Origin of the sequence: Pseudomonas parasichuanensis (genome assembly GCF_021601385.1) — a bacterium.
Taxonomy (GTDB): domain Bacteria; phylum Pseudomonadota; class Gammaproteobacteria; order Pseudomonadales; family Pseudomonadaceae; genus Aquipseudomonas; species Aquipseudomonas parasichuanensis.
In genome coordinates this window covers 24,975-45,134 of sequence record NZ_BQHO01000001.1, presented here as the reverse complement: position 1 = coordinate 45,134, position 20,160 = coordinate 24,975, and the positions used below count along the sequence as shown (strand labels likewise).

Sequence of the window (20,160 nt, the reverse complement as noted above, 5' to 3'; positions counted from 1 at the left end):
AGCCCGCTCCCACGCGCTTGTGGGGGCGGGCTTGCCCGCGATAGCGCCCGCCGGGCGCCGCTTGCAGCATGTCACATCTTTGCTTGACCCAGCCCTAACGCTCGGACACCTTGCTCTACTTCTTCCATCGAGACGAGCTTGTTCGTGAATTAGCCCAGGCCAAATTTTAGAGCCCATCTGAGAAGGGTTATATAAACCAAGCGTGAAACAAAATCATAGCAACACTTATAGTCGTCACGACATTTAACTCCAGGCCAAACCCATCGCCGTAGTCAAACGAGTAACTAATCAAGCCCGAACCACCAATCAGCTTCAAGTAAACAACCATCATCACGATACTTAATAGCATCATTATCGTTGCCAACACCCGCCTGCGGAGTACAAGCCTGGCAAAAAAAATGGTCAGCAGGACATCAAGCCCAACAAACAAAAGCAGCCCTGTCATACTCACTTCTTGTACTCTTTGTACAGATCAATTGCGGTGGGCGTGTTGACTGCAGCCTCAGCCCCCAATGCCGCCTTGCTCATCTGTCGAATCGCGACTTCTCTGTCAATGCGATAGTATTTTTATAGCCGCCATGCATCGGGCTTGAGTACAGGTCTAAACAACGCACCTATCGACAATGATAAATCAGCAACCAGATAAGCCACCTTCCCCTCATGCTCTGTAAAACCTAAAGCTTTCGAAGCCTCTTGATAACCTTTCTTGACAGGCCCCTGAATATCGTCGCGCCCCTCGTACAGCCCCCTGATATTCTCATACACATTATTTGTTCCATGTGCGATCAAAGGTCCGCCCGCTACAGCACAGAGCGTCCCCCAGGAGCCGTAGCAAATGCCACCTCCTGCTACTATCTGCCCCACTCCACCGAAAAGCCCAACTGAGTGCGTAATAATTCTCTCTCGCTGCAGTTGAAGACTATTTTTCTCCGCTTTCAGTGCAGCAAGCGCCTGCTCTGGTTCCATCTGTCGCTCATACACATCGTTTACAACTCGCCGCGCGTAATAAGCCAGTTCCCGATTGAACTGCATCCGCAACCGCCGATCGCTCAGGTGTTTAGCGCTGACCCCACAGCCATAGCTGATCAACCGAGACGCCGCTGCATTCACCTCCCAATATGCCTCATCTAGCCGCTCACCATATTCTTCGTCACGCAGGCTCATGGCTGCTCACCCCAGCTGGCATACCCGGTGGTACCGGCGGCGTGGTGAATCCAGCTGATGGTCCGATAGCTGATAAGCAGCCGCTTCTCGGCGTCCTGGTCGGTCAAGAGCACCGCATGGGGCACATCCAGCTCCTGGCTGACGATCACCGCGCCCTCCAGCCTCACGGAGAAGTACTTCTCCCGATGGCCTGCCGGATGAATGCGGTACAGCTGGATATCGCAATCGAGCACTTCCCGGCTGTCCACGGCCTGGGCCAGCAAGGGCGTGGCCTTGTCGATGAGCTTGGTGACCACAACAGGGTGGTGGGTGCCCCGCTGGGTGTTGTCCGGGTTGGAAATGCCGTGGCTGAACGACATCACCATGATCTCGTCCTGGTGCGCGACCTGGCACCTGTTGCCGATGGACGCCTGGGTATTACAGCCTGACGAAATCAAACCTTGCCGCTTACCGTTGATGCTCATGTATCCGTTGAAAGCCATGGACTGCGCTCCTTGTAGAGAAAGGATCGCAGCCTACGAAAACCCTCATGGCGTGTATGCCGGACGCGTCCGAATTTTCCGGCCTTCAAGGAACGCTCTGTTTACTGTGCCTGAGGCAATACGCGGGAACGGGCATGCCCGCGATGGGCCTTCACGCCACCGCCACGCTCCTGCTTTTGCCGCGTTTCACCCACCCCACCACCACCGCCGCCATCAGCACCAACCCCAGGTAGCCGAACAGCGGATACACCTGCCCCACCAGGCTGATGAAGCCCACCAGGCTGCACACAAAGCCCACCACGCCCGCCACCACCGCCCCGCCGCGGAACTTCGCCGTGCCCGCCGGCAGCAGCCGCGAGAGGAACGAGAACAAGGTGCCCACCGCCGTGTTGACGATCATGCCGAAGATGATCAGGCACATCACCAGCCCCAACAGCGGCGACAGCTCGTTGGCGATCGACAGCATCGGCATGGGCAGCTCGGCCACGCTGTCCAGGCGCGACAGCATGCCGGCGCTCATCACCAGCATCAGTCCGCCCAGCGCCGCGCCGCCAAGCAGGCCGCCGACCACCGCGCTGCGGCGGCTGCTCGCCGAACCACCGAGGATCGCCAGGATCGGCGCACCGGCAACGATGTTGTAGGACACATACAGGAACGCCCCCAGCAGCCAATGGCTGGCACCCGCCTGCTGCTGGCTGGCCAGCTGGTCGAGGGCGGCAAAGCTCTGGCTACGGGTGAACACCGCGTACAGCGCGATGGCCGAGGCCACCAGGATCAGCAACGGGGTGATCGCGCCAATGGCAACCATCACCTTCTGCACGTCCAGGCAGACGATGGCCACCACCAGCACCGTGACCAGCACGCTGCCCGCCAACGCCGGCACACCAAACTGCTGCTCCAGCAACGCACCGCCCCCCGCCAGCATGACCACGGTCACGCCGAACATGAAGAAAGTGATCATCCAGTCGACCAGCAGGCCCAGGTGCCGGCCGCAGATGGCCTGGATCACCTGCTTGTGCGAGGTCGCCCGCAGGCGGTTGCCCAGCCCCGCCAGGGCCATGCCGAGGAAGGTGAACAAGGCGGCGCTGACCAGTGCCCCGGCCATGCCCCAGATGCCGAAGTCGACGAAGAACAACAGCAGTTCCCGCCCGGACGCAAAGCCCGCCCCCACGATCACGCCGACGAAAGCGCCAGCGATTTTCAGCTGCTCTTGCATGTGCACCTCTGGTTTTTATTGTTGTGTGTTGGTGAGGCCGCGAGTCGGCGTGGCCCTACCCGACGTACGCCTGCACCTCGATTTCCACATCCACCCCCAGGGCCAACGCCGAAGCCACGGTGGAACGCACCGGCAGCGCCGCGCCGAAGAACTCCTTGTACACCTCGTTGAAACCGGCGAAATGGCCCATGTCCGACAGCCATACGGTGGCCTTCACCACTTGGTCGAGCTGTGCACCGCAGGCCGCCAGGCTTTCCTGGATACGCTCACAGGCGGCGCGGGTCTGGGCCTGGATATCGCCCTTCACCACCTCGCCGGCGGCGCTCATCGGGATCTGCCCGGAAAGGAACAGGAAACCACCCGCCTTTACCGCGCGGGAAAACGGAAACGGCAGGCTGCTGGGAAAACGCTGAATGTCATTGCTCATGGCAATCTCCTTTGAGGGTTGAGTTGAAACGTGCCGGGGACAGCCGTGCAGGCTCGACCCCTTGCTGGGTGAGGCTTGGGCACAAGGGCAGGCCTTGCAGCAGGTCCGCCGCCAGGCGCGAAGCCCCGGCGGCGGACTGGATGCCATAGCCACCCTGGGCGGCCAGCCAGAAGAACGCCGGCTGCTGCGGGTCGAAGCCGATCACCAGGTCGCCGTCGGCGACGAACGAGCGCAAGCCGGCCCAGCTGTGGTTGGGCCGACGGATCTCGAGGGTTGTGACGGCTTCGATGTTGTAGATCCCCAGCGCCAGGTCAAGCTCTTCGGGCGCGGCGTCCTGGGGCTCGACCGGGTCGGCGTTGGCCGGCGACCCCAGCAGCTGGCCGGCATCGGGCTTGAAATAGAAGCTTTCGTCGACACCGATTACTGCAGGCCAGCGGGCGAAATCGTGCTGCGCCGGGCCCGGGAAGGTGAACGCGCTGCGTCGGCAGGGCTGCAGGCCGACGGTATCGACCCCGCACTGCCCGGCCACGCGGTCGGCCCAGGCGCCGGCGGCATTGACCAGTTGTCGCGCCTGCAACTGGCTGCCATCGGCCAGTTCGACCTGCCAAACGCCCCCCGTAAACTGGGCCCGAACCAGCTCGGCGTTGCAGCGCAACTCACCACCGGCCTGGCGGAAGCCGCGCAGGAAACCCTGGTGCAAAGCGTGTACATCGAGGTCCATGGCACCCGTTTCATGCACCGCGCCGGCCAGCAGTTCGCCGCGCAAGCTGGGCACCAGGACCAGCGCCGCATCGGCATCGAGCAGGCTGACGGCGGTGCCGTTGGCCAGGTTCTGGGCGTAGGTGGCGTCGAGCAGGTCGCGCTGTTCGTGGCTGGCGACGTAGAGGCAGCCGCGCGGCTCCAGCAATCGGTGCTCACAGAAGCCAACCGGCGGCTGCTCGTAGAACGCCCGGCTGGCGCGGGTCAGGGCCTGGATCTGCGGGGTGCCGTAGGCTTCCATGAACATGGCCGCCGAACGCCCGGTGGCGTGGTAGCCCGGCTGCGCCTCGCGCTCGAGCATCAACACCCGCTGCTGCCCGGCCAGGCGGTAGCCCAGTGAGGCACCGGCGATGCCGGCACCGATGATCAGGGTGTCATGGATCTGTGTCATCTACGCTCCCGCTGGGTGAATTATCATTTGTGAGAATTCTAATATATGAGAATTTCGGATTGCGCAAGCGTCCAAGGTAAGATGCCCGGCCCACCGCCTGTTCGAGAGCCCTGATGCCTGACGCCACGACTGCCCGCCCCCTGCTTGATCGCGACGAAGTCGGCGCGCGCCTGCGCCAGGTGCGCAAGGCCCGGCAGATGACGCTCAAGCAGCTGTCCGAACTCAGTGGGGTGCCGGTGTCGACACTGTCGAAGATGGAGCTGGCGCAAGTGTCGGTGAGCTACGAGAAACTGGCCGCCGCCGCCCGCGCCCTGAACCTCGATATCGCCCAGCTGTTTCGTGCCAGCGGCCCGGCTAGCGCGCCACAGCCCGCCACCGTCGTGGTCGATTCACTGGCCGAGGTGGCCGGTTACTCCACCGGCACCTACGACTACTACCCGATTGCCGGTGCCTTCCCGGAACGGCGCATGACCCCCGCCTATGCCCGCATCATTGCCCGAGAACGCGGGCAGTTCGACGATTTTATCCGCCACCCAGGGCAGGAGTTCGCCATGGTGCTCAGCGGGCGCGTGCGTATCGAATTCGAGACCGGCGAGGCGGTGAGCATCGGCCCGCAGCAGACCGCTTACTTCGACAGCCAGGTGGGGCACATCTACCTGTCGGAGAGCGAGGATGGCGGGGATGCGCAGGTGATGGTGGTGATGACCGATCGCTGAGCGGCACCCCGTTCAAAATCCTGTGGGAGCGGGTTCACCCGCGAAGCAGCCAACGCGCTGCATGGCACCGGCTGCGCCGGTGTTCGCCGCCCAGCCGGCTCCCACTTAAGGGGCTCACACTTCCATTGTAGGAGCGGCCTTGTGCCGCGAAAGGGCCGCAAAGCGGCCCCGGTTTTTTGCGTCACTACATAAAATTGCCGGGGCTTCTGTGCAGCCCTTTCGCGGCACAAGGCCGCTCCTACAGAGAAACTGCGCAAGCCAGTGGCCTCACAAGCTCGGTTATAACCTAATAACGAACAAGTCTATTTGGCTATAAAAAAATCTATATGCTGGCTTCCATCCGATCACGGGCAAGCTGGGTGTCGAGTAGCGTATGGATGTAGGTTCTTTCGGTTTCACCATTGCGGGGCTGGTTGTGGGTTTCATCGTCGGCATGACCGGCGTTGGCGGCGGTTCGCTGATGACCCCGATCCTGCTGTGGTTTGGCATCAATCCGGCCACCGCCGTGGGGACCGACCTGCTGTATGCCGCCATCACCAAGGCCAGCGGCGTTTGGGTACATGGTCGCAACAAGAACATCGACTGGAAGATCACCGGCTGGCTGAGCCTGGGCAGTGTGCCTGCCGCGGCACTTACCCTGTGGTTCCTAAGCACCCTGCACACCGACACCTCGGCACTCAACGCCATCATCAAGCAAGGCCTGGCCGTGGTGCTGATCCTCACGGCCCTGGCGATCCTGTTCAAGTCGCGCCTGCAGGCCTTCGCCAGCAAACACGCCGGTGACCACTACCACCTCAGCGACCGCACCCTCAACATCCTCACCGTGATCACCGGTGTGGTCCTGGGCGTGATGGTCACCCTGACGTCGATCGGCGCCGGCGCGCTGGGCACCGTGGCGTTGTTCCTGCTGTACCCGTTCCTGGTCACCCGCCGCCTGGTGGGCACCGAAATCGCCCACGCCGTGCCGCTGACCCTGGTTGCCGGCCTGGGCCATGCCAGCATGGGCAACATGGACTGGTCGCTGCTGGGCTACCTGCTGCTGGGTTCGCTGCCGGGCATCTACCTGGGCAGCCACCTGACCGGGCGCATCTCCGACCACGTGCTGCGCCCATGCCTGGCGGCCATGCTGCTGCTGATCGGCTACAAGCTGGCGTTCTGATCCGAGAACGGACTACCCCTGGGTGCGCCACAGCACCGGCCAGTAGTCCGGCCCCAGCCCCACACAGCGCTCCATACGCAGCAGCCGGGTCAGGCGCATACGCTGGCCATCGAAGCGCCAGAACTCTTCGGTACCGCAACTGCCGGGATAGTCGTTCTTGGCGTAGCTGTACAACTCTCCGGTCCTCTGGCTGAAGCTGATGTGGTCGCGGGTCAGGCTGTTGATCGGGCTGGCCGGCACCTCGAAGGCCAGCGGCGCAAGCGCATAGGGTGCGGCGCGCGCCACCTGGTACAGCGCGTACTGGCAGTTGAAGTCGTTGCAGTTGTAGCTGAGCAGCGCCAGCGCCTGGCGGTCATTCAACGCATGCAGCTCAAGCTCGGGCGGCACATCGTATTCGTTCTTCAGCTGGTCCTGGGCAGCGGCCTTGGCCATCACCACTTGGGTAATGCCAGCCCGCTCGTCTTCGCTCAACGGTGGCCGCGTAACGACGGCAGGCGCCTTGGGCGTCGCCAATGTAGGCAACTGTGCATCCTCGACCGTATCGCCCGGGCGCATCAGGGCACTGGGGTGACCGACCCGCCCCTGCACGGAGTCAATCAGCAGCAAGGCCGCACTCAGGCCCTGCAACGAACTTTCCCGCTCCTGATGAGGGGTGTCGTCCACCAGCTTTTGTCCGTTGCGTAACTGGCGCAGGACGGCATAGGCATCCGCATCGTCCACCTGCAGCTGGGTCTCGGCCTGGCGGGTGATGCGCCAGGCGGCCATCAATGGCTGGCCGTCGAGCAAGGGTTCGCCAGACCAGTCGGTACTGCCCAGCAGCGTCAGCTGCAAGGTACCCGTGGCCCCTGCTTCGCGCTGTACGCGGATGAAGATCCGCGACTGCTCCGAATGGTCGGCCAGCACCGCGGTGCAGTAGCGGGTATTGTCGCAGCCCACCACCCAGTCCTTGATTTCGCGGTACAAGGGCACCGCTTCGGGGGCTGCGGCCGCAAGGCCTGGGGTTGCCATGAGAAGGCCCAGGGCCCATCCGTTCCGTGTTGTCGCGCGCATCATGCCGCCTTCCTGTCATGCCGTTGAAAGCCCCGCTGCGGGGGCGCGCCATGATTGCAGATGCAGCGCACAGTTCAAGCTTGCTGCGCGTGGAGCCAACAGTGGTTTTCCCCTGGGCGGTTCTGGCAGTATCGTCCGCTGCCGATTGCCGCCTGCCAGAGCCCTACATGTCCGACCCTGCCAGCCCTTTGCTGCATGCCCTGCGCGAGGGCACCCGAGCCTGCCACAAGGGCCTCGAACAGCGCCTGCCGTTCTTCAGTGACGGCTTCGACTTGCCGGCCTACCAACGCCTGATCGAGGCCTACTACGGCTTCCACGCCCCGCTGGAAGCTGCACTCACCGGCTACCAGGGTGTCGAGCGCAACAAAGCCCCGGCTCTCACCTGTGACTTGCTCGCACTTGGCCTCGACGCAGCCCAGATAGATGCCCTGCCCCAGTGTGGCGCCCTGCCGCTGATCGACAGCGAAGCCAGTGCCCTGGGGGTGATGTACGTGCTTGAAGGTTCGACACTCGGCGGGCAGGTGCTCAAACGGGCCATGGCCGAACGGCTGGGCATCGGCGCTGACAGCGGCGCAGCCTTTTTCGACGTGTACGGGCCATTGACCGGTGTGCACTGGCGCGGCTTCCTCGCCCGCCTGGCTGGGGCCTCGTTGCCCCCGGCCGCACTGGCCAGTGCGGTACACGCTGGGGTCGCCACCTTCGAGCGCTTCGAGCAGTGGCTTGAGGAGCGAGGTGTGTTGCTCTGTCAGGCGGTGGCGTGAATACGGGCGAAGCGGCGGATTTCGACCAAGTTGCTCGATTGCCGAAGGCCAGGAGGCCTATTCCAAGTACACCGAACAAAGGCCGCAACGCGGCCTTTGTCACAGATGTTCAGCCGCGCTCTATCCCGTCCAGTACTGCCGAAGACAACGCCAGCCCTTTCTCCAGCGAGTTCTCCGTCGCCACCAGCAGGCTGCGCAACGGCTCGCTCGCTTTTTCCAGTGCCAGGGCGTTGGTTTCATGGGCCGCCTGCAATGCCGCCACGGCGCAGACCAGCGCGTCCTCGCCATCGATGCCGGCGTGTACCGAGAACATCGGGGGATGGGCTTCGTGGCAGGTGCCGAAGTGGGCGTGGGCCGTGGTTGGGCGCGGGGAAAGGGGCCGGGAGGCTCCGGCGGGGGCATCGTTCATCAGTGAACCTCCCGGAGCCAGGTGTGAGGTGGATCGGGCACGATTTTCAGCATGGTTCAGCACTCCTGTACCGTCATGGGAAAACTGCCCACATCCGCCTGCACTCGAATGGGTGGCAGCTATACGCAGGTGTGCAAGACCGAGGATACAGGAACCCGGCAGGCCCGAAGGCCTCCCACGCATAGCCGCCATAGGGGCACCTCAACGGCGGTTCTCCGTCAAATTTCCAGGGCGCTTTCGCGCTGTATCCTCGGGCTTGCACACCCGGCCGTTGAGGTGACAACGACCCGGCGAGACTAAGCAGCTCGGCTGACGAGCACAACCGCCGAAAGGCCGCAAAATCATGCTTAGGAAACGCCCTACATTAAATAAGGAAAGTCCTAAGAATCTTCCGTAAAATCAGCCACTTACGTAATCATCTCGATTTCATTCGATGGAACATGCACTTACAGCTTGCTGCTTGCTGCTGCCTGAATATCGCCCTAGCGTGCAGTCTCTTCCCCTCACAGCGCTGCGTGCTCCCATGCGCCAGAATCCTTCCTTACAGCCTGTCTGCCTCCCACTCTCGGCCCCGAGGCATCCAACAAGAGCAACCACCATGATTGAGTTCGATCACGCCATCGGCATTGCCGCCGAAAACCTGCACAAGCTGGTCGCCTGCGCCACGCATATGCAGCTCGAGGAAGCGTTGCTCTCCCCAGACGAGAGCACTTACCACATCACCTACAGCTACCAGCTCGACCCGGCCCCCCTCAACGTCGACGCCGACAGCACTTCACCCTTGCGCCAACTGGCAAAGATCATGGGTACCCGCCGCGAGCACAAGGTGTTTCTCATCGATGCGGCCACCGGCAAATTCAAGGGTTTCAGGAACAAGGAGTGATGAATGGCCAGGAAGCTGATCATCGACACCAACCTGCTCCTGCTGCTGGTGATTGGCAGCCTAGAAGGGGCAGGTTCATCCGGGCGTCCAAACGCCTGAGAAGTTTGCTGACGCGGACTACCAGAAAGTCCCGGCGATCATCGCCGAGCATGACGAAGTACATATCACCCCCTACATTGCCACCGAAATTTCCAACCTGATCGACCTCACCGGCCCCGCCTACCATTCGGCCCTCGCCGTCGCCGGCCAGCTGTTCGCGATGTTCCGCCAGGTCGAGTCGGACATCCGTACCGACAGCTGTGGCGAGCACTTCCTGCGCTTCGGGATCTCCGACAACTCACTCATCCAACTGGCGTGCGACTATTTCATCCTGACCGATGATCACCGGATGCTCGGCCCGCTGTACGCCAGCCACCCCACCAATATCATCCCCTACACCCTCGCCTGACACCCCGCCCTGACTCGAAAATCAAAACAATTACTTGATTTTTTGTACACGAATAACGTTTCAAAGGTTTATATTCCGACCCACCCGAACAGCAAAGATAGCAAGTGGCCACCACCCAACTACAGCGGCCATGTGCACCTTCACTCTCACGGATGGGCGTCACGCATGAAGATAAAGAACAAGCTGGTCCTGGCCTTCGTGCTGGTGGCTTTTATCCCGGTAGCGCTGGTCGGCGGCATTTCGGTGCTGAACATCCGCAGTGAAGCGGTGGCGCAATTCCTCGATGGCAGTACCCGGGAAATCCGCCAGATCGACGGCAACATGCGGCAATTTTTCGACGGCACCCTGCAAAACGTCGATCAAATGGCCAAGGATCCTGTATACACCTCGGTCACCTCACTCAAGAACTACACCGCCGCCGACGCAGCCAGCCAGCCCATGCCGCCGGCCGCGCAGCAAGTTATCGACGCCTTCGCCCGCTACGGCACCACCCACCCGGCGGCGGCGATCCTGTCCATTGGCCTGGAAGACGGCAGCTACGCCAAGTGGCCGGACGACCCGCAACTGGCCAAGTACGACCCACGCACCCGCCCCTGGTACAAGGCCGCCATGGCCAGCCCGGACAAAACGGTGCGCACCGCCGCCTACTACTACGACAAGGACGATGTGGCCCTGGTCGGCACCGCCCGGGCGCTGCTCGACGATGCCGGCAAGGCCAAAGGCGTGTTCGTGGTCAGCGTCTCGCTGAAAAACCTCACCGAACTGGTCAAGAGCATCAAGCTCGGTGACAGCGGCTATGTGATGCTGATCGAGGACGGCACCGTGCTGGTCGACCCGCGCGATGCCACGCACAGTTTCAAACAGCTCAAGGACCTCGGCGCGCCCTACGCGCAGCTGGCTGCCACTGCACAAGGCTCCACCGAGGTGGTGATCGATGGCGTGCGCTACATGGCCAACGTATGGACTTCGCCGGGCCTTGGCTGGCGCTTCATCGGGTTGATCGAATACGACGAAGTGATGGTTGCGGCCACGCGCATGACCTACGTCACGGCCGTCATCGTGGTGCTGCTGGCGCTGGTGTTCGCCCTGGTGGCGGCGGCCTTCTCGCGGGTGATCGTCAAACCCATCGGCCAGGTCAGCCTGGGCCTGCAGTCGATCGCCGAAGGCGAAGGCGACCTGCGCCGCGACCTGCAGATCCAGGGCAAGGACGAAACCGCCGAACTGGCCGGTTGGTTCAACAAGTTCCTGGCCGCCATCCGCCAGTTGATCCAGCGCATCGGCGCCGCCTCGAACAACCTGCAACAGGCCTCGAAGGCCAACAGCACCATGGCCGACGACATGAACGAAGCCGCCGGGCGCCAGCGCGAGGCAGTGGAACTGGTGTCCACTGCGTTCAACGAAATGGTCGCCACCGCCAACGAAGTGGCGCGCTCCTGCAGCAGCGCCGCCGATGCCGCCGAACAGGGCCATCGGCGGGTGGCCGAGGGCAAGCAGCAGATCGAGCAGACCACCGACAACGTCAACCGCCTGGGCCGCCGCCTGAGCGAGTCGTCCCAGGCCATGGTCGAACTGGAGGCCGGCAGCCGCAGCATCAACCAGATCCTCGGCACCATCCGCGCCATCGCCGAGCAGACCAACCTGCTGGCCCTCAACGCCGCCATCGAAGCGGCACGGGCCGGTGACCAGGGCCGTGGTTTTGCCGTGGTCGCCGACGAAGTACGGGCGCTGGCCAAGCGCACCGCCGACTCCACCGGCGAGATTGACCAGTTGCTCAATACCCTGGGTGACAAGACCCAGGAGGTCTCGCAGAAGATGGAAAGCTGCCTGGACCTGTCGCGCGCCAGCGTGTCGTCGATCGAGCATGCGCGGGACAGCTTCGAAGGCATCCAGCTGTCGGTGAACGAGATCCGCGACCAGAACCTGCAGATTTCCGCCGCCGCCGAGGAGCAACACAGCGTGGCCGAAGAGATCAACCGGCACATCCAGCAGATCTACGACGAAGCACGGCTGGTGGAAGGGCTGGCCAACTCGGCGCAGTCGGACTCCGGGCGGCTGGCACAGCTATCGGATGAACTGAACGGTCTGGTGGGGCGCTTCAAGTCGTAAGCCACGCGGGGCCGTGGGAGCGGCGGTGCGCCGCTGCGACTTGCCAACGATGGCCCCCGCCGAGCTAAGCCGGCTCCTCGACCACCGGCTGCTGCTCGAACAACGCCCAGCCACCCTGCCCGTCGACTTCCAGGCGGTGGGTATGGAACGCCGCCAGGGTACTGCGGTGCCCGACGCTGATCAGCAAGGTCTCCGGCATCTCGCTGCGCAACAACGCATACAACGCATGTTCAAGCCCCTCGTCCATCGCCGAGGTCGACTCGTCGAGGAACACCACCTGTGGCTGGTTGAACAGCACCCTGGCGAACGCCAGGCGTTGCTGCTCGCCCACCGACAGAATCCGTGACCAGTCGCACTGCACGTCGAGGCGTTCGGCCAGGTGGGCCAGGTTGACCTGGCGCAGCGCCTGCTGCATGCGCGCATCGTCCTCGGGCCTGGCGTCCGCCGGGTAGGCGATGGCCGTACGCAGGTCGCCCAGGGGCAGGTACGAGCGCTGGGAGAGGAACAGCGCCTGGTGCCCCAGCGGCCGCCGGACCTCGCCTTCGGCATAGGGCCATAGCCCGGCCAGGGCACGCAGCAGCGTGGTCTTGCCGCTACCTGAAGGCCCTTTGATCAGCAGCGCCTGGCCGGCCTGCAAGTGCAGATCCAGATCGGCGATCAGGGCGTGGCCATCCGGGCGCAGCACCTGCAGCCCCGTAATGGCCAATGCTTTGGGCAACGCATCGGTGTCGACCTTGGGCAAGGCACTGGCCTGCTGGTTGGCATCGAGAAAGCCCGTCAAACGGTCGAGGGTGGCGCGGTAGCTGGCGAAGGTGTCGTAGGACTCGCGGAAGAACGACAGCGAATCCTGCACCTGGCCGAAAGCCTGGGCGGTCTGCATCACGTCGCCCAGCTTGATCGCGCCACTGAAGAAGCGCGGCGCCTGGAGGATGAACGGGAAGACCACCGCGACCTGGCTGATGCCCAGGTTGAAGCCGCTGAATTTGAGGTTCCGGAACACCAGCGCCCAGGCGTTGCCGATCAAGGCGAAGAAGCGGCCGAGCAGTGTGCCGCGCTCAACCTGCGCGCCCTGGTAGAAGGCGATGTTCTCGGCGTTCTCGCGTAGGCGCATCAATGCATAACGGAAGTTGGCGGTGAGTTTTTCGTTGAGGAAGTTCAGGCGGATCAGCGGCTGCCCGAGGCGGAAGGCGATCCAGGTGGCGATCAGCACATACACGTACACCGCGAACACCATCGCCCGCGGCACTTCGACCCCGGCCACCGCCAGCGGCGCAGACAGACCCCAGAGAATCCCGGTAAAGGCCACCAGCGAGACCAGCGCGCTGACCGCACCCAGCGCCAACGACACGGAGCCGGTGACGAAGGCGTTCACATCCAGTTCGATACGCTGGTCGGGGTTGTCCACCGGTTCGGCGAGGAACTGCCCACGGTAATAGGCATCGCCGTGCATCCAGTCGGCGCTCAGGCGCTCGGTCAGCCAGACCCGCCAGTGGATGTTGAACGCCTGGGTGACGTAGAAGGTGAACAGCGCGCGCAGCACGTGGATGGTGGCGAGCACCGCGAACACCCCGAGCAGGTACCAGAATGCCGTCTGGTCCAGCGCCTGCAGGGCGCTGTAGAAGCCGTTGTACCAGAACGAGAACAGCACGTTCAGGCGTACCGAGAACAGCGTCAGCACCAGCAACAGGGCAAATGCCAGCAAGGGCCGCCAGCTGCGTTGAAGGCTGAAGTAGGGCCCGGCGAGCTGCCAGAACTGGCGGCCCCACCGGGTGCCGCGCACGGCCAGCGTGGCGGCGGCGATGAAGCAGACGAAGGTGATGCCTGTGGCGATTGCCAGCCAGCTCAGGCTCTCTTGCAGGGCCTGGTGCCAGTTCATGTCCATGGTAAGTGTCCGTGGCAGGGTTTTCGGGAGGGTAGCACTAGCCTGTGAATAGCCTCACGTATATGACGGACATTTCATCTACACCTGTACCGGTCCTTCGCTCGCAAGCCGGCAATTGTCTTGCGCGGTTTTTCTGTAGGAGTGGCCTTGTGCCACGAAAGGGCTGCCCAGCAGCCCCAGCCATCTGTGGCGCACCACAGGTCCATGGGGCCGCTTCGCCGCCCTTTCGCGGCACAAGGCCGCTCCTACAGAGTATGCGCAGGCCCGTCAGGGGGTGGGAGCCGGCTTGCCGGCGAAGGGCCGATAGAGGCTATAGAAAGCTGGCCTAGGCAAGCGCCTCCCGCACTTTCGGATCAAGCCCCTCCCCCGCATGGACCTCGATCCATTCTCCCAACTGCTTGCGCATGACCGGGGTCCAGAAGCTTTGCAGGTGCTGCCTTACCCCCTGCACTGCCTTGGCCCGGTCCGGCTCGCTGTCGAAATAGTGGGCAATCTGATTGGCCATCTTCACCAGGTTGTCGCTGCTCATCGACGCACCTCCGCCTTCTCCTTGCCTTGCGCCTGGCGTCGCTCGTCGAGCAGGCGCCGCTGTTCGTCACTGAAGCTCTGGTAGCGCTTCTGCCATTCCGATGGCTGGAACACCTTCAGCACCTCCACCGCCGTGACCTTGTACTCGGGGCAGTTGGTGGCCCAGTCGGAGTTGTCGGTGGTGATCACGTTGGCACCCGACTCGGGGAAGTGGAAGGTGGTGTACACCACGCCCGGCGCCACCCGCCCGCTGACCCTGGCGCGCAGCACGCTCTGCCCGGCGCGGCTGCCCACGCCGACCCAGTCGCCGTCGCTGATGCCGCGGCTTTCGGCGTCGCTGGGGTGGATTTCCAGGCGGTCCTCGGCGTGCCAGGCGATGTTCTCGGTGCGCCGGGTCTGCGCGCCGACGTTGTACTGGCTGAGGATGCGCCCGGTGGTCAGCAGCAGCGGGTAGCGGTTGTTGACCTTCTCGTCGGTGGGCACATAACCGGTGAGCATGAAGCGGCCCTTGCCGCGCACGAACTGGTCGATGTGCATGGTCGGCGTGCCATCGGGGGCTGCGTCGTTGCACGGCCACTGCAGGCTGCCGTGGCGGTCGATCTCGCTGTAGCTGACACGGTGGAAGGTCGGCGTCAGGCGGGCGATTTCGTCCATGATCTCGGACGGGTGGCGGTAGTTCATGGGGTAGCCCAGGGCGTTGGCCAGGGCCATGGTGGCCTCCCAGTCGGCCTTGCCGGCCAGCGATTCCATCACCTTGCGCACCCGCGAGATACGCCGTTCCGCGTTGGTGAAGGTACCGTCCTTTTCCAGGAACGAACTGCCCGGCAGGAACACATGGGCAAACTTGGCGGTTTCGTTGAGGAAGATGTCCTGCACCACCACGCACTCCATCGCCAGCAAGGCAGCGGTGACGTGCTGGGTGTTGGGGTCGCTCTGGGCGATGTCCTCACCTTGGCAGTACAGCGCCTTGAAGCTGCCGTCGAGCGCGGCCTCGAACATGTTGGGGATGCGCAGCCCGGGGTCGGGTTGCAGCGTGACGCCCCAGGCCTGTTCGAACTCGCTGCGCACACTGGCGTTGGAAATATGCCGGTAGCCGGGCAGCTCGTGGGGGAACGAGCCCATGTCGCAGGAGCCCTGCACGTTGTTCTGCCCGCGCAGCGGGTTCACCCCTACCCCTTCGCGGCCGATGTTGCCGGTGGCCATGGCCAGGTTGGCGATGCCCATTACCGCGGTGCTACCCTGGCTGTGCTCGGTCACGCCCAGGCCGTAGTAGATCGCCGCATTGCCGCCGGTGGCATACAACCGTGCGGCGGCGCGGATCTGCTCGGCGGGCACGCCGCACACCGGGCCAAGCAGCTCGGGGGCATTGTCGGGTTGGGCGACGAAATCGCGCCAGCGGGCAAAGTCCTCGGTCTCGCAACGGGCATCGATGAAGCGCTGGTCGAGCAGGCCTTCGTTGACGATCACATGGGCCAGGGCATTGAGCATGGCCACGTTGGTGCCCGGGCGCAGTTGCAGGTGCAGTTCGGCGCGGGCGTGGGGCGAGTCGACCAGGTCGATGCGCCGCGGGTCGATGACGATCAGCCGCGCGCCCTGGCGCAGGCGGCGTTTGAGCTGCGAGCCGAACACCGGGTGGGCGTCGGTGGGGTTGGCGCCGATCACCAGTACCACGTCGGCCTGCATCACCGAGTCGAAACTCTGGGTGCCGGCGGATTCGCCGAGGGTCTGCTTGAGGCCGTAGCCGGTAGGTGAATGGCAAACCCGCGCGCAGGTGTCGACGTTGTTGTTGCCGAACGCGGTGCGCACCAGTTTCTGCACCAGGTAGGCCTCTTCGTTGGTGCAGCGGCTGGAGGTGATGCCGCCGATGGAATCGCGCCCGTACTTGAGCTGGATGCGCCGGAACTCACTGGCGGCATAGGTTACCGCCTCGTCCCAGCTGACTTCCTGCCATGGGTCTTCCAGGCGCTTGCGGATCATCGGCTTGGTGATGCGGTCGGGGTGGGTGGCGTAGCCCCAGGCGAAGCGGCCCTTGACGCAGGCATGGCCGTGGTTGGCGCCGCCCTGCTTGTCCGGGACCATGCGCACCAACTGGTCGCCCTTCATCTCGGCGCGGAACGAGCAGCCCACACCGCAATAGGCGCAGGTGGTGATCACCGCACGCTCGGGCTGGCCGAGCTGGATCAGGCTTTTTTCGCTCAGGGTCGCGGTCGGGCAGGCCTGCACGCAGGCACCGCAGGACACGCATTCGGAGCTGAGGAAGTCGTCGCCACCGGCCGCCGCCACCCGCGAGTCGAAGCCACGCCCGGTGATGGTCAGGGCAAAGGTGCCCTGGATGTCTTCGCAGGCGCGCACGCAGCGGCTGCAGACGATGCACTTGCTGGGCTCGTAGTCGAAGTACGGGTTGGAGACGTCCTTCTGTTCAGCCAAGTGATTGTCGCCGTCATAGCCGTAGCGTACCTCGCGCAGGCCGACCTGGCCGGCGACGGTCTGCAGCTCGCAATTGCCGTTGGCCGAGCAGGTCAGGCAGTCCAGCGGGTGGTCGGAAATGTACAGTTCCATCACGTTGCGGCGCAGGTCGGCCAGGCGCGCGGTTTGCGTGCGCACCACCATGCCCTCGTTGACTGGCGTGGTGCACGACGCCGGGTAGCCGCGCATGCCGTCGATCTCGACCATGCACATGCGGCACGAGCCGAAGGCTTCGAGGCTGTCGGTGGCGCACAGCTTGGGGATGCTGGTGCCGAGCAGCGCGGCGGCGCGCATCACCGAGGTGCCGGCGGGCACACTGATCGAACGGCCATCGATGACCAGGCTGACCTGCACGTCGCTGACACGCTCGGGGGTACCCAGGTCGATATCGCTGCTGGGGTCGAAGTAGTTGATCATTGCGCGGCCTCCAGGCCGAAATCGGCGGGGAAGTGCTTGAGGGCGCTGGCCACGGGATACGAGGTCATCCCACCCATGGCGCACAGCGAGCCGTACTGCATCGTGTCGCACAGGTCGCGCAGCAGGCCGGCCTGGCTTTCGCGCATGGCCGGGTCGGTGCTGGCGATCAGGCGGTCGACCACTTCCACGCCGCGGGTCGAGCCGATTCTGCATGGCGTGCATTTACCGCACGACTCTTCGGCACAGAACTGCAGGGCAAAGCGGGCCATGCCGGCCATGTTCAGGGTATCGTCGGCCAGCACCACACCGCCGTGGCCAAGCATCGCGCCCATGGCGGCAAAGGCCTCGTAGTCCAGCGGCGTATCGAACTGTGCCGGCGGCACCCAGGCCCCCAGCGGGCCGCCCACCTGTGCGGCCTTGATCGGCCGGCCGCTGGCGGTACCGCCGCCGTAGCCTTCCACCAGCTCGCGTAGCGTGAGGCCGAACGCCCGCTCCACCAGGCCGCCGTGGCGGATATTGCCGGCCAACTGGAACGGCAGGGTGCCCAGCGAGCGGCCCATGCCGAAGTCGCGATAGAACGCCGCGCCCTTGGCCAGGATGATCGGGATCGAGGCCAGGGTGAGCACGTTGTGCACCAGCGTCGGCTGGCCGAACAGGCCCTCCAGCGCCGGCAGCGGCGGCTTGGCGCGGACGATGCCGCGCTTGCCTTCGAGGGATTCGAGCAGCGCGGTTTCCTCGCCGCAGATATAGGCGCCCGCCCCGACCCGCACCTGCAGGTCGAAGGCCACGCCTTGGCCGGCGACGTCCAGGTAACCGGCCTCGCGGGCCAGCAGGATCGCCTCGTTCAGGGTGCCGATGGCATCCGGGTATTCCGAACGCACATAGATGTAGCCTTTGCTCGCCCCTACGGCGAGCCCGGCGATGATCATGCCTTCGATCAGCAGGAACGGGTCGCCCTCCATCAGCATGCGGTCGGCGAAGGTGCCGGAGTCACCCTCGTCGGCGTTGCACACCACGTATTTCTGCACGGCCTGGGCCTGGCGCACGGTGCGCCACTTGATGCCCGCCGGGAACGCCGCACCGCCCCGGCCACGCAGGCCGGAATCGAACACGGCGGCGACCACCTCGTCAGCCTCCATCAGCGTTGCCCGGCGCAGGCCCTCGAAGCCGCCGTTGGCGTGGTAGTCGTCCAGCGACAGCGGCCGGGTGATACCCGCGCGGGCAAACAGCAGGCGTTGCTGGGTTTTCAGGTAAGGGATCTGCTCGACCAGGCCCAGTGCCAAGGCGTGGCCTGGCTCGCCTGTGGCCAGGGCATCGAGCAAGCCCGGCACGTCTTCGACCGAGACCGGCCCGAACCCCTGGCGGCCGGCGTCGCTGTCCAGCTCGACCAACGGCTCCAGCCAGTACAGGCCACGCGAGCTGGTGCGCTGGATGCGCAGCGGCAGCTGGCGACGCTCGGCCTCGCGGGCCAGCGCGTCGGCCACCTGGTCCGCGCCGACGGCGCGGGCCACCGAATCACAGGGAATGCACAGGCTCAACATGCCTTCACCTCCTCACGGCAGCCATCCACCAGCGCCCGCAAGCGCTCAGGGGTGAGCCGCGCGTGCAACTGGCCATCGAGTTCGAGCGCCGGTGAACAGGCACAAGCGCCCAGGCAGTAGACCGGGCGCAGGCTCAACGCGCCGTCTGCGCTGGTGCCGTGGTCGTCCAGGCCCAGCTGTTCACGCAACTGTGCAGCCAACGCTTCGGCGCCGCGGCTCTGGCAGGACTCGGCGCGGCACAGGCGCAGCGTGTGCCGGGCCGGCGGTGCGGTGCGAAAGTCGTGGTAAAAGCTGATTACCCCGCGCACCTCGGCCAGGCTGAGGTTGAGGGCATGGGCAATTTCATTGATGGCGATGTCGGGGATATGGCCGACGCCGGCCTGGATGGCGTGGAGGATCGGCAACAAGGCGCCGGGGGTGTCCTTCTCACGGGCCAGGACGCGCTGGATCAGGGGCAGGTGGTTCAAGTCATCAGGCATACAGCAAACCTCGGCAACCCGGGCCACCCCGAAACAGGAGCAATACCCGGCGGTGTTCAGCTGCGGTGCGCGGCCACGTCACGGTGGCGGTGTGCCGGGCACCCTCCTTGCCTGCGGCCGGGCGTCTAGGCGCGCGCGGTCCGAAGGCATCCTCTGAGCATGGCAGGTCTGTGACAAGGGGGTTGTGCGCGGGCGACCAGGCGCGTCCTGAAACCGACGAGGTGCCGCCTGCGGATCGCTACCCCGCAAGCCGCGCCAGGCGCTGCAGGGTAGCGATCACCTGCGGGTCACGCGCTTCGAGCACATCCGCCTGAATGCGCGCGATCACGGCCTTGAGCAGCTCGGTCTGGGACATGTCGGCCTGCTGCATCAGCGCCAGGAAATCCTCGGCCATGTGTGCATTGACCTTCATCGACAGGCGCCGGGTCGCGCTGCCGGCCGGCAAGCCACGCTGATGGCGCTGCTGCTCGAGCGCCTGGAGGAAGGCCTCATGGGCAGGCCGCAAGCCCTCGCCTTGCCGGGCTTGCACCAACTGCTGCAGGTAGTGGGCCAGCAACAGCTTGCGCAGATGAACCCCGGCCTCGCTGCAGACGGTATGCAGGGCTGCGTCAAGAATGTCCAGGTACACCGCCGGCAACCTGGCCTCGATGGATTTCAGTTGCTCCTTGCGCGCCTCGCGAATTGCCGGCGTGGATTGCGCCGGCAGGGCCACCACGGTGTCGCAGCGCTCGCACACCCCCACCAGGATGTCGCGGGCCAAACCTTGCCCATCACTGAAGGGTACGTCACGGCGCAGGTAGCGCGTGGCCACCACGGCCTGGCAGTGCTCGCACAGCGCTTTGCCGGTATCGCCTTCGAAAAGAATTTTCATTGCCT

General features: G+C 64.4%; 20 protein-coding genes. 6 read left to right on the top strand and 14 right to left on the bottom strand.

Features of this window, described 5'->3' with window-relative positions; all coding sequences use genetic code 11:
• Positions 1-187: 187 nt before the first annotated feature.
• The 6 genes from L6D77_RS00245 to L6D77_RS00220 all read right to left on the bottom strand — a co-directional run bounded on the left by L6D77_RS00245 (position 188) and on the right by L6D77_RS00220 (position 4,439).
• Complete coding sequence (locus L6D77_RS00245) at positions 188-445, bottom strand: hypothetical protein (RefSeq protein ID WP_232879957.1); 258 nt, start codon at positions 443-445, stop codon at positions 188-190.
• Positions 446-567: 122 nt separating this feature from the next.
• Entirely contained in the window at positions 568-1,164 is a 597-nt protein-coding gene (locus L6D77_RS00240) for a DUF4225 domain-containing protein (protein WP_232879958.1), read from the bottom strand.
• The gene (locus tag L6D77_RS00235) at positions 1,161-1,646 is read right to left on the bottom strand and encodes an Hcp family type VI secretion system effector (RefSeq protein WP_232879959.1); all 486 of its coding nucleotides are present in this window, start codon (positions 1,644-1,646) and stop codon (positions 1,161-1,163) included. Before L6D77_RS00235 ends, L6D77_RS00240 begins: the two co-directional genes overlap by 4 nt.
• A 151-nt stretch (positions 1,647-1,797) precedes the next feature.
• Positions 1,798-2,862: a YkvI family membrane protein gene (locus L6D77_RS00230; RefSeq protein WP_232879960.1), complete on the bottom strand. Its 1,065-nt coding sequence runs from the start codon at positions 2,860-2,862 to the stop codon at positions 1,798-1,800.
• A 55-nt stretch (positions 2,863-2,917) separates the two neighbouring features.
• Positions 2,918-3,289 (bottom strand): RidA family protein, encoded by a 372-nt coding sequence (locus L6D77_RS00225; RefSeq protein WP_232879961.1) that lies wholly within the window; start codon positions 3,287-3,289, stop codon positions 2,918-2,920.
• On the bottom strand, positions 3,279-4,439 hold the full coding sequence (locus L6D77_RS00220; RefSeq protein WP_232879962.1) for an NAD(P)/FAD-dependent oxidoreductase: 1,161 nt from the start codon (positions 4,437-4,439) through the stop codon (positions 3,279-3,281). Before L6D77_RS00220 ends, L6D77_RS00225 begins: the two co-directional genes overlap by 11 nt.
• Positions 4,440-4,552: 113 nt before the next feature.
• Between L6D77_RS00220 and L6D77_RS00215 the strand changes: the two genes are divergently transcribed.
• Together L6D77_RS00215 and L6D77_RS00210 are read left to right on the top strand one after the other, a co-directional pair.
• A complete protein-coding gene (locus L6D77_RS00215) occupies positions 4,553-5,155 on the top strand; it encodes a helix-turn-helix domain-containing protein (RefSeq protein ID WP_232879963.1) in 603 nt (200 codons plus the stop codon).
• 373 nt (positions 5,156-5,528) lie between these two features.
• Positions 5,529-6,314, top strand: coding sequence for a sulfite exporter TauE/SafE family protein (locus tag L6D77_RS00210; protein WP_232879964.1), 786 nt, complete (start codon positions 5,529-5,531; stop codon positions 6,312-6,314).
• A 12-nt stretch (positions 6,315-6,326) separates the two neighbouring features.
• Here the strand turns inward: L6D77_RS00210 and L6D77_RS00205 are convergent, their stop codons facing one another.
• Positions 6,327-7,322 carry a DUF1176 domain-containing protein gene (locus tag L6D77_RS00205; protein ID WP_232879965.1) on the bottom strand — a complete coding sequence of 332 codons (996 nt, stop codon included), beginning with the start codon at positions 7,320-7,322 and terminating at the stop codon, positions 6,327-6,329.
• 209 nt (positions 7,323-7,531) lie between these two features.
• Here L6D77_RS00205 and L6D77_RS00200 point away from each other — a divergent pair, with 209 nt between their 5' ends.
• On the top strand, positions 7,532-8,125 hold the full coding sequence (locus L6D77_RS00200) for a biliverdin-producing heme oxygenase (RefSeq protein WP_232879966.1): 594 nt from the start codon (positions 7,532-7,534) through the stop codon (positions 8,123-8,125).
• Between the two features lie 109 nt (positions 8,126-8,234).
• On the opposite strand, the gene L6D77_RS00195 is transcribed toward L6D77_RS00200, so the two are convergent.
• A complete protein-coding gene (locus L6D77_RS00195; RefSeq protein ID WP_232879967.1) occupies positions 8,235-8,534 on the bottom strand; it encodes a hypothetical protein in 300 nt (99 codons plus the stop codon).
• 598 nt (positions 8,535-9,132) lie between these two features.
• On the opposite strand from L6D77_RS00195, the gene L6D77_RS00190 reads away from it, so the two are divergent.
• The 3 genes from L6D77_RS00190 (at position 9,133) to L6D77_RS00180 (ending at position 11,971) form a co-directional block, all read left to right on the top strand.
• Positions 9,133-9,417, top strand: coding sequence for a hypothetical protein (locus L6D77_RS00190; protein ID WP_232879968.1), 285 nt, complete (start codon positions 9,133-9,135; stop codon positions 9,415-9,417).
• Between the two features lie 259 nt (positions 9,418-9,676).
• Positions 9,677-9,865 (top strand): hypothetical protein, encoded by a 189-nt coding sequence (locus L6D77_RS00185; RefSeq protein WP_232879969.1) that lies wholly within the window; start codon positions 9,677-9,679, stop codon positions 9,863-9,865.
• A gap of 165 nt (positions 9,866-10,030) precedes the next feature.
• Positions 10,031-11,971: a methyl-accepting chemotaxis protein gene (locus tag L6D77_RS00180; RefSeq protein ID WP_232879970.1), complete on the top strand. Its 1,941-nt coding sequence runs from the start codon at positions 10,031-10,033 to the stop codon at positions 11,969-11,971.
• 64 nt (positions 11,972-12,035) lie between these two features.
• Here L6D77_RS00180 and L6D77_RS00175 read toward each other — a convergent pair whose 3' ends face one another.
• The 6 genes from L6D77_RS00175 to L6D77_RS00150 form a co-directional block, all read right to left on the bottom strand.
• Positions 12,036-13,853: an ABC transporter ATP-binding protein/permease gene (locus L6D77_RS00175; RefSeq protein ID WP_232879971.1), complete on the bottom strand. Its 1,818-nt coding sequence runs from the start codon at positions 13,851-13,853 to the stop codon at positions 12,036-12,038.
• A 325-nt stretch (positions 13,854-14,178) separates the two neighbouring features.
• Positions 14,179-14,382, bottom strand: coding sequence for a formate dehydrogenase subunit delta (locus L6D77_RS00170; RefSeq protein WP_232879972.1), 204 nt, complete (start codon positions 14,380-14,382; stop codon positions 14,179-14,181).
• Positions 14,379-17,264, bottom strand: a complete 2,886-nt coding sequence (gene fdhF / locus L6D77_RS00165) for a formate dehydrogenase subunit alpha (RefSeq protein WP_232879973.1) — start codon at positions 17,262-17,264, stop codon at positions 14,379-14,381. Before fdhF ends, L6D77_RS00170 begins: the two co-directional genes overlap by 4 nt.
• Positions 17,261-18,805 carry a formate dehydrogenase beta subunit gene (locus L6D77_RS00160; RefSeq protein WP_232879974.1) on the bottom strand — a complete coding sequence of 515 codons (1,545 nt, stop codon included), beginning with the start codon at positions 18,803-18,805 and terminating at the stop codon, positions 17,261-17,263. Before L6D77_RS00160 ends, fdhF begins: the two co-directional genes overlap by 4 nt.
• The gene (locus tag L6D77_RS00155; protein ID WP_232879975.1) at positions 18,799-19,284 is read right to left on the bottom strand and encodes a formate dehydrogenase subunit gamma; all 486 of its coding nucleotides are present in this window, start codon (positions 19,282-19,284) and stop codon (positions 18,799-18,801) included. The genes L6D77_RS00160 and L6D77_RS00155 overlap by 7 nt, the downstream gene beginning before the upstream one ends.
• Before the next feature lie 238 nt (positions 19,285-19,522).
• Entirely contained in the window at positions 19,523-20,155 is a 633-nt protein-coding gene (locus L6D77_RS00150; protein WP_232879976.1) for a hypothetical protein, read from the bottom strand.
• Positions 20,156-20,160 lie beyond the last annotated feature (5 nt).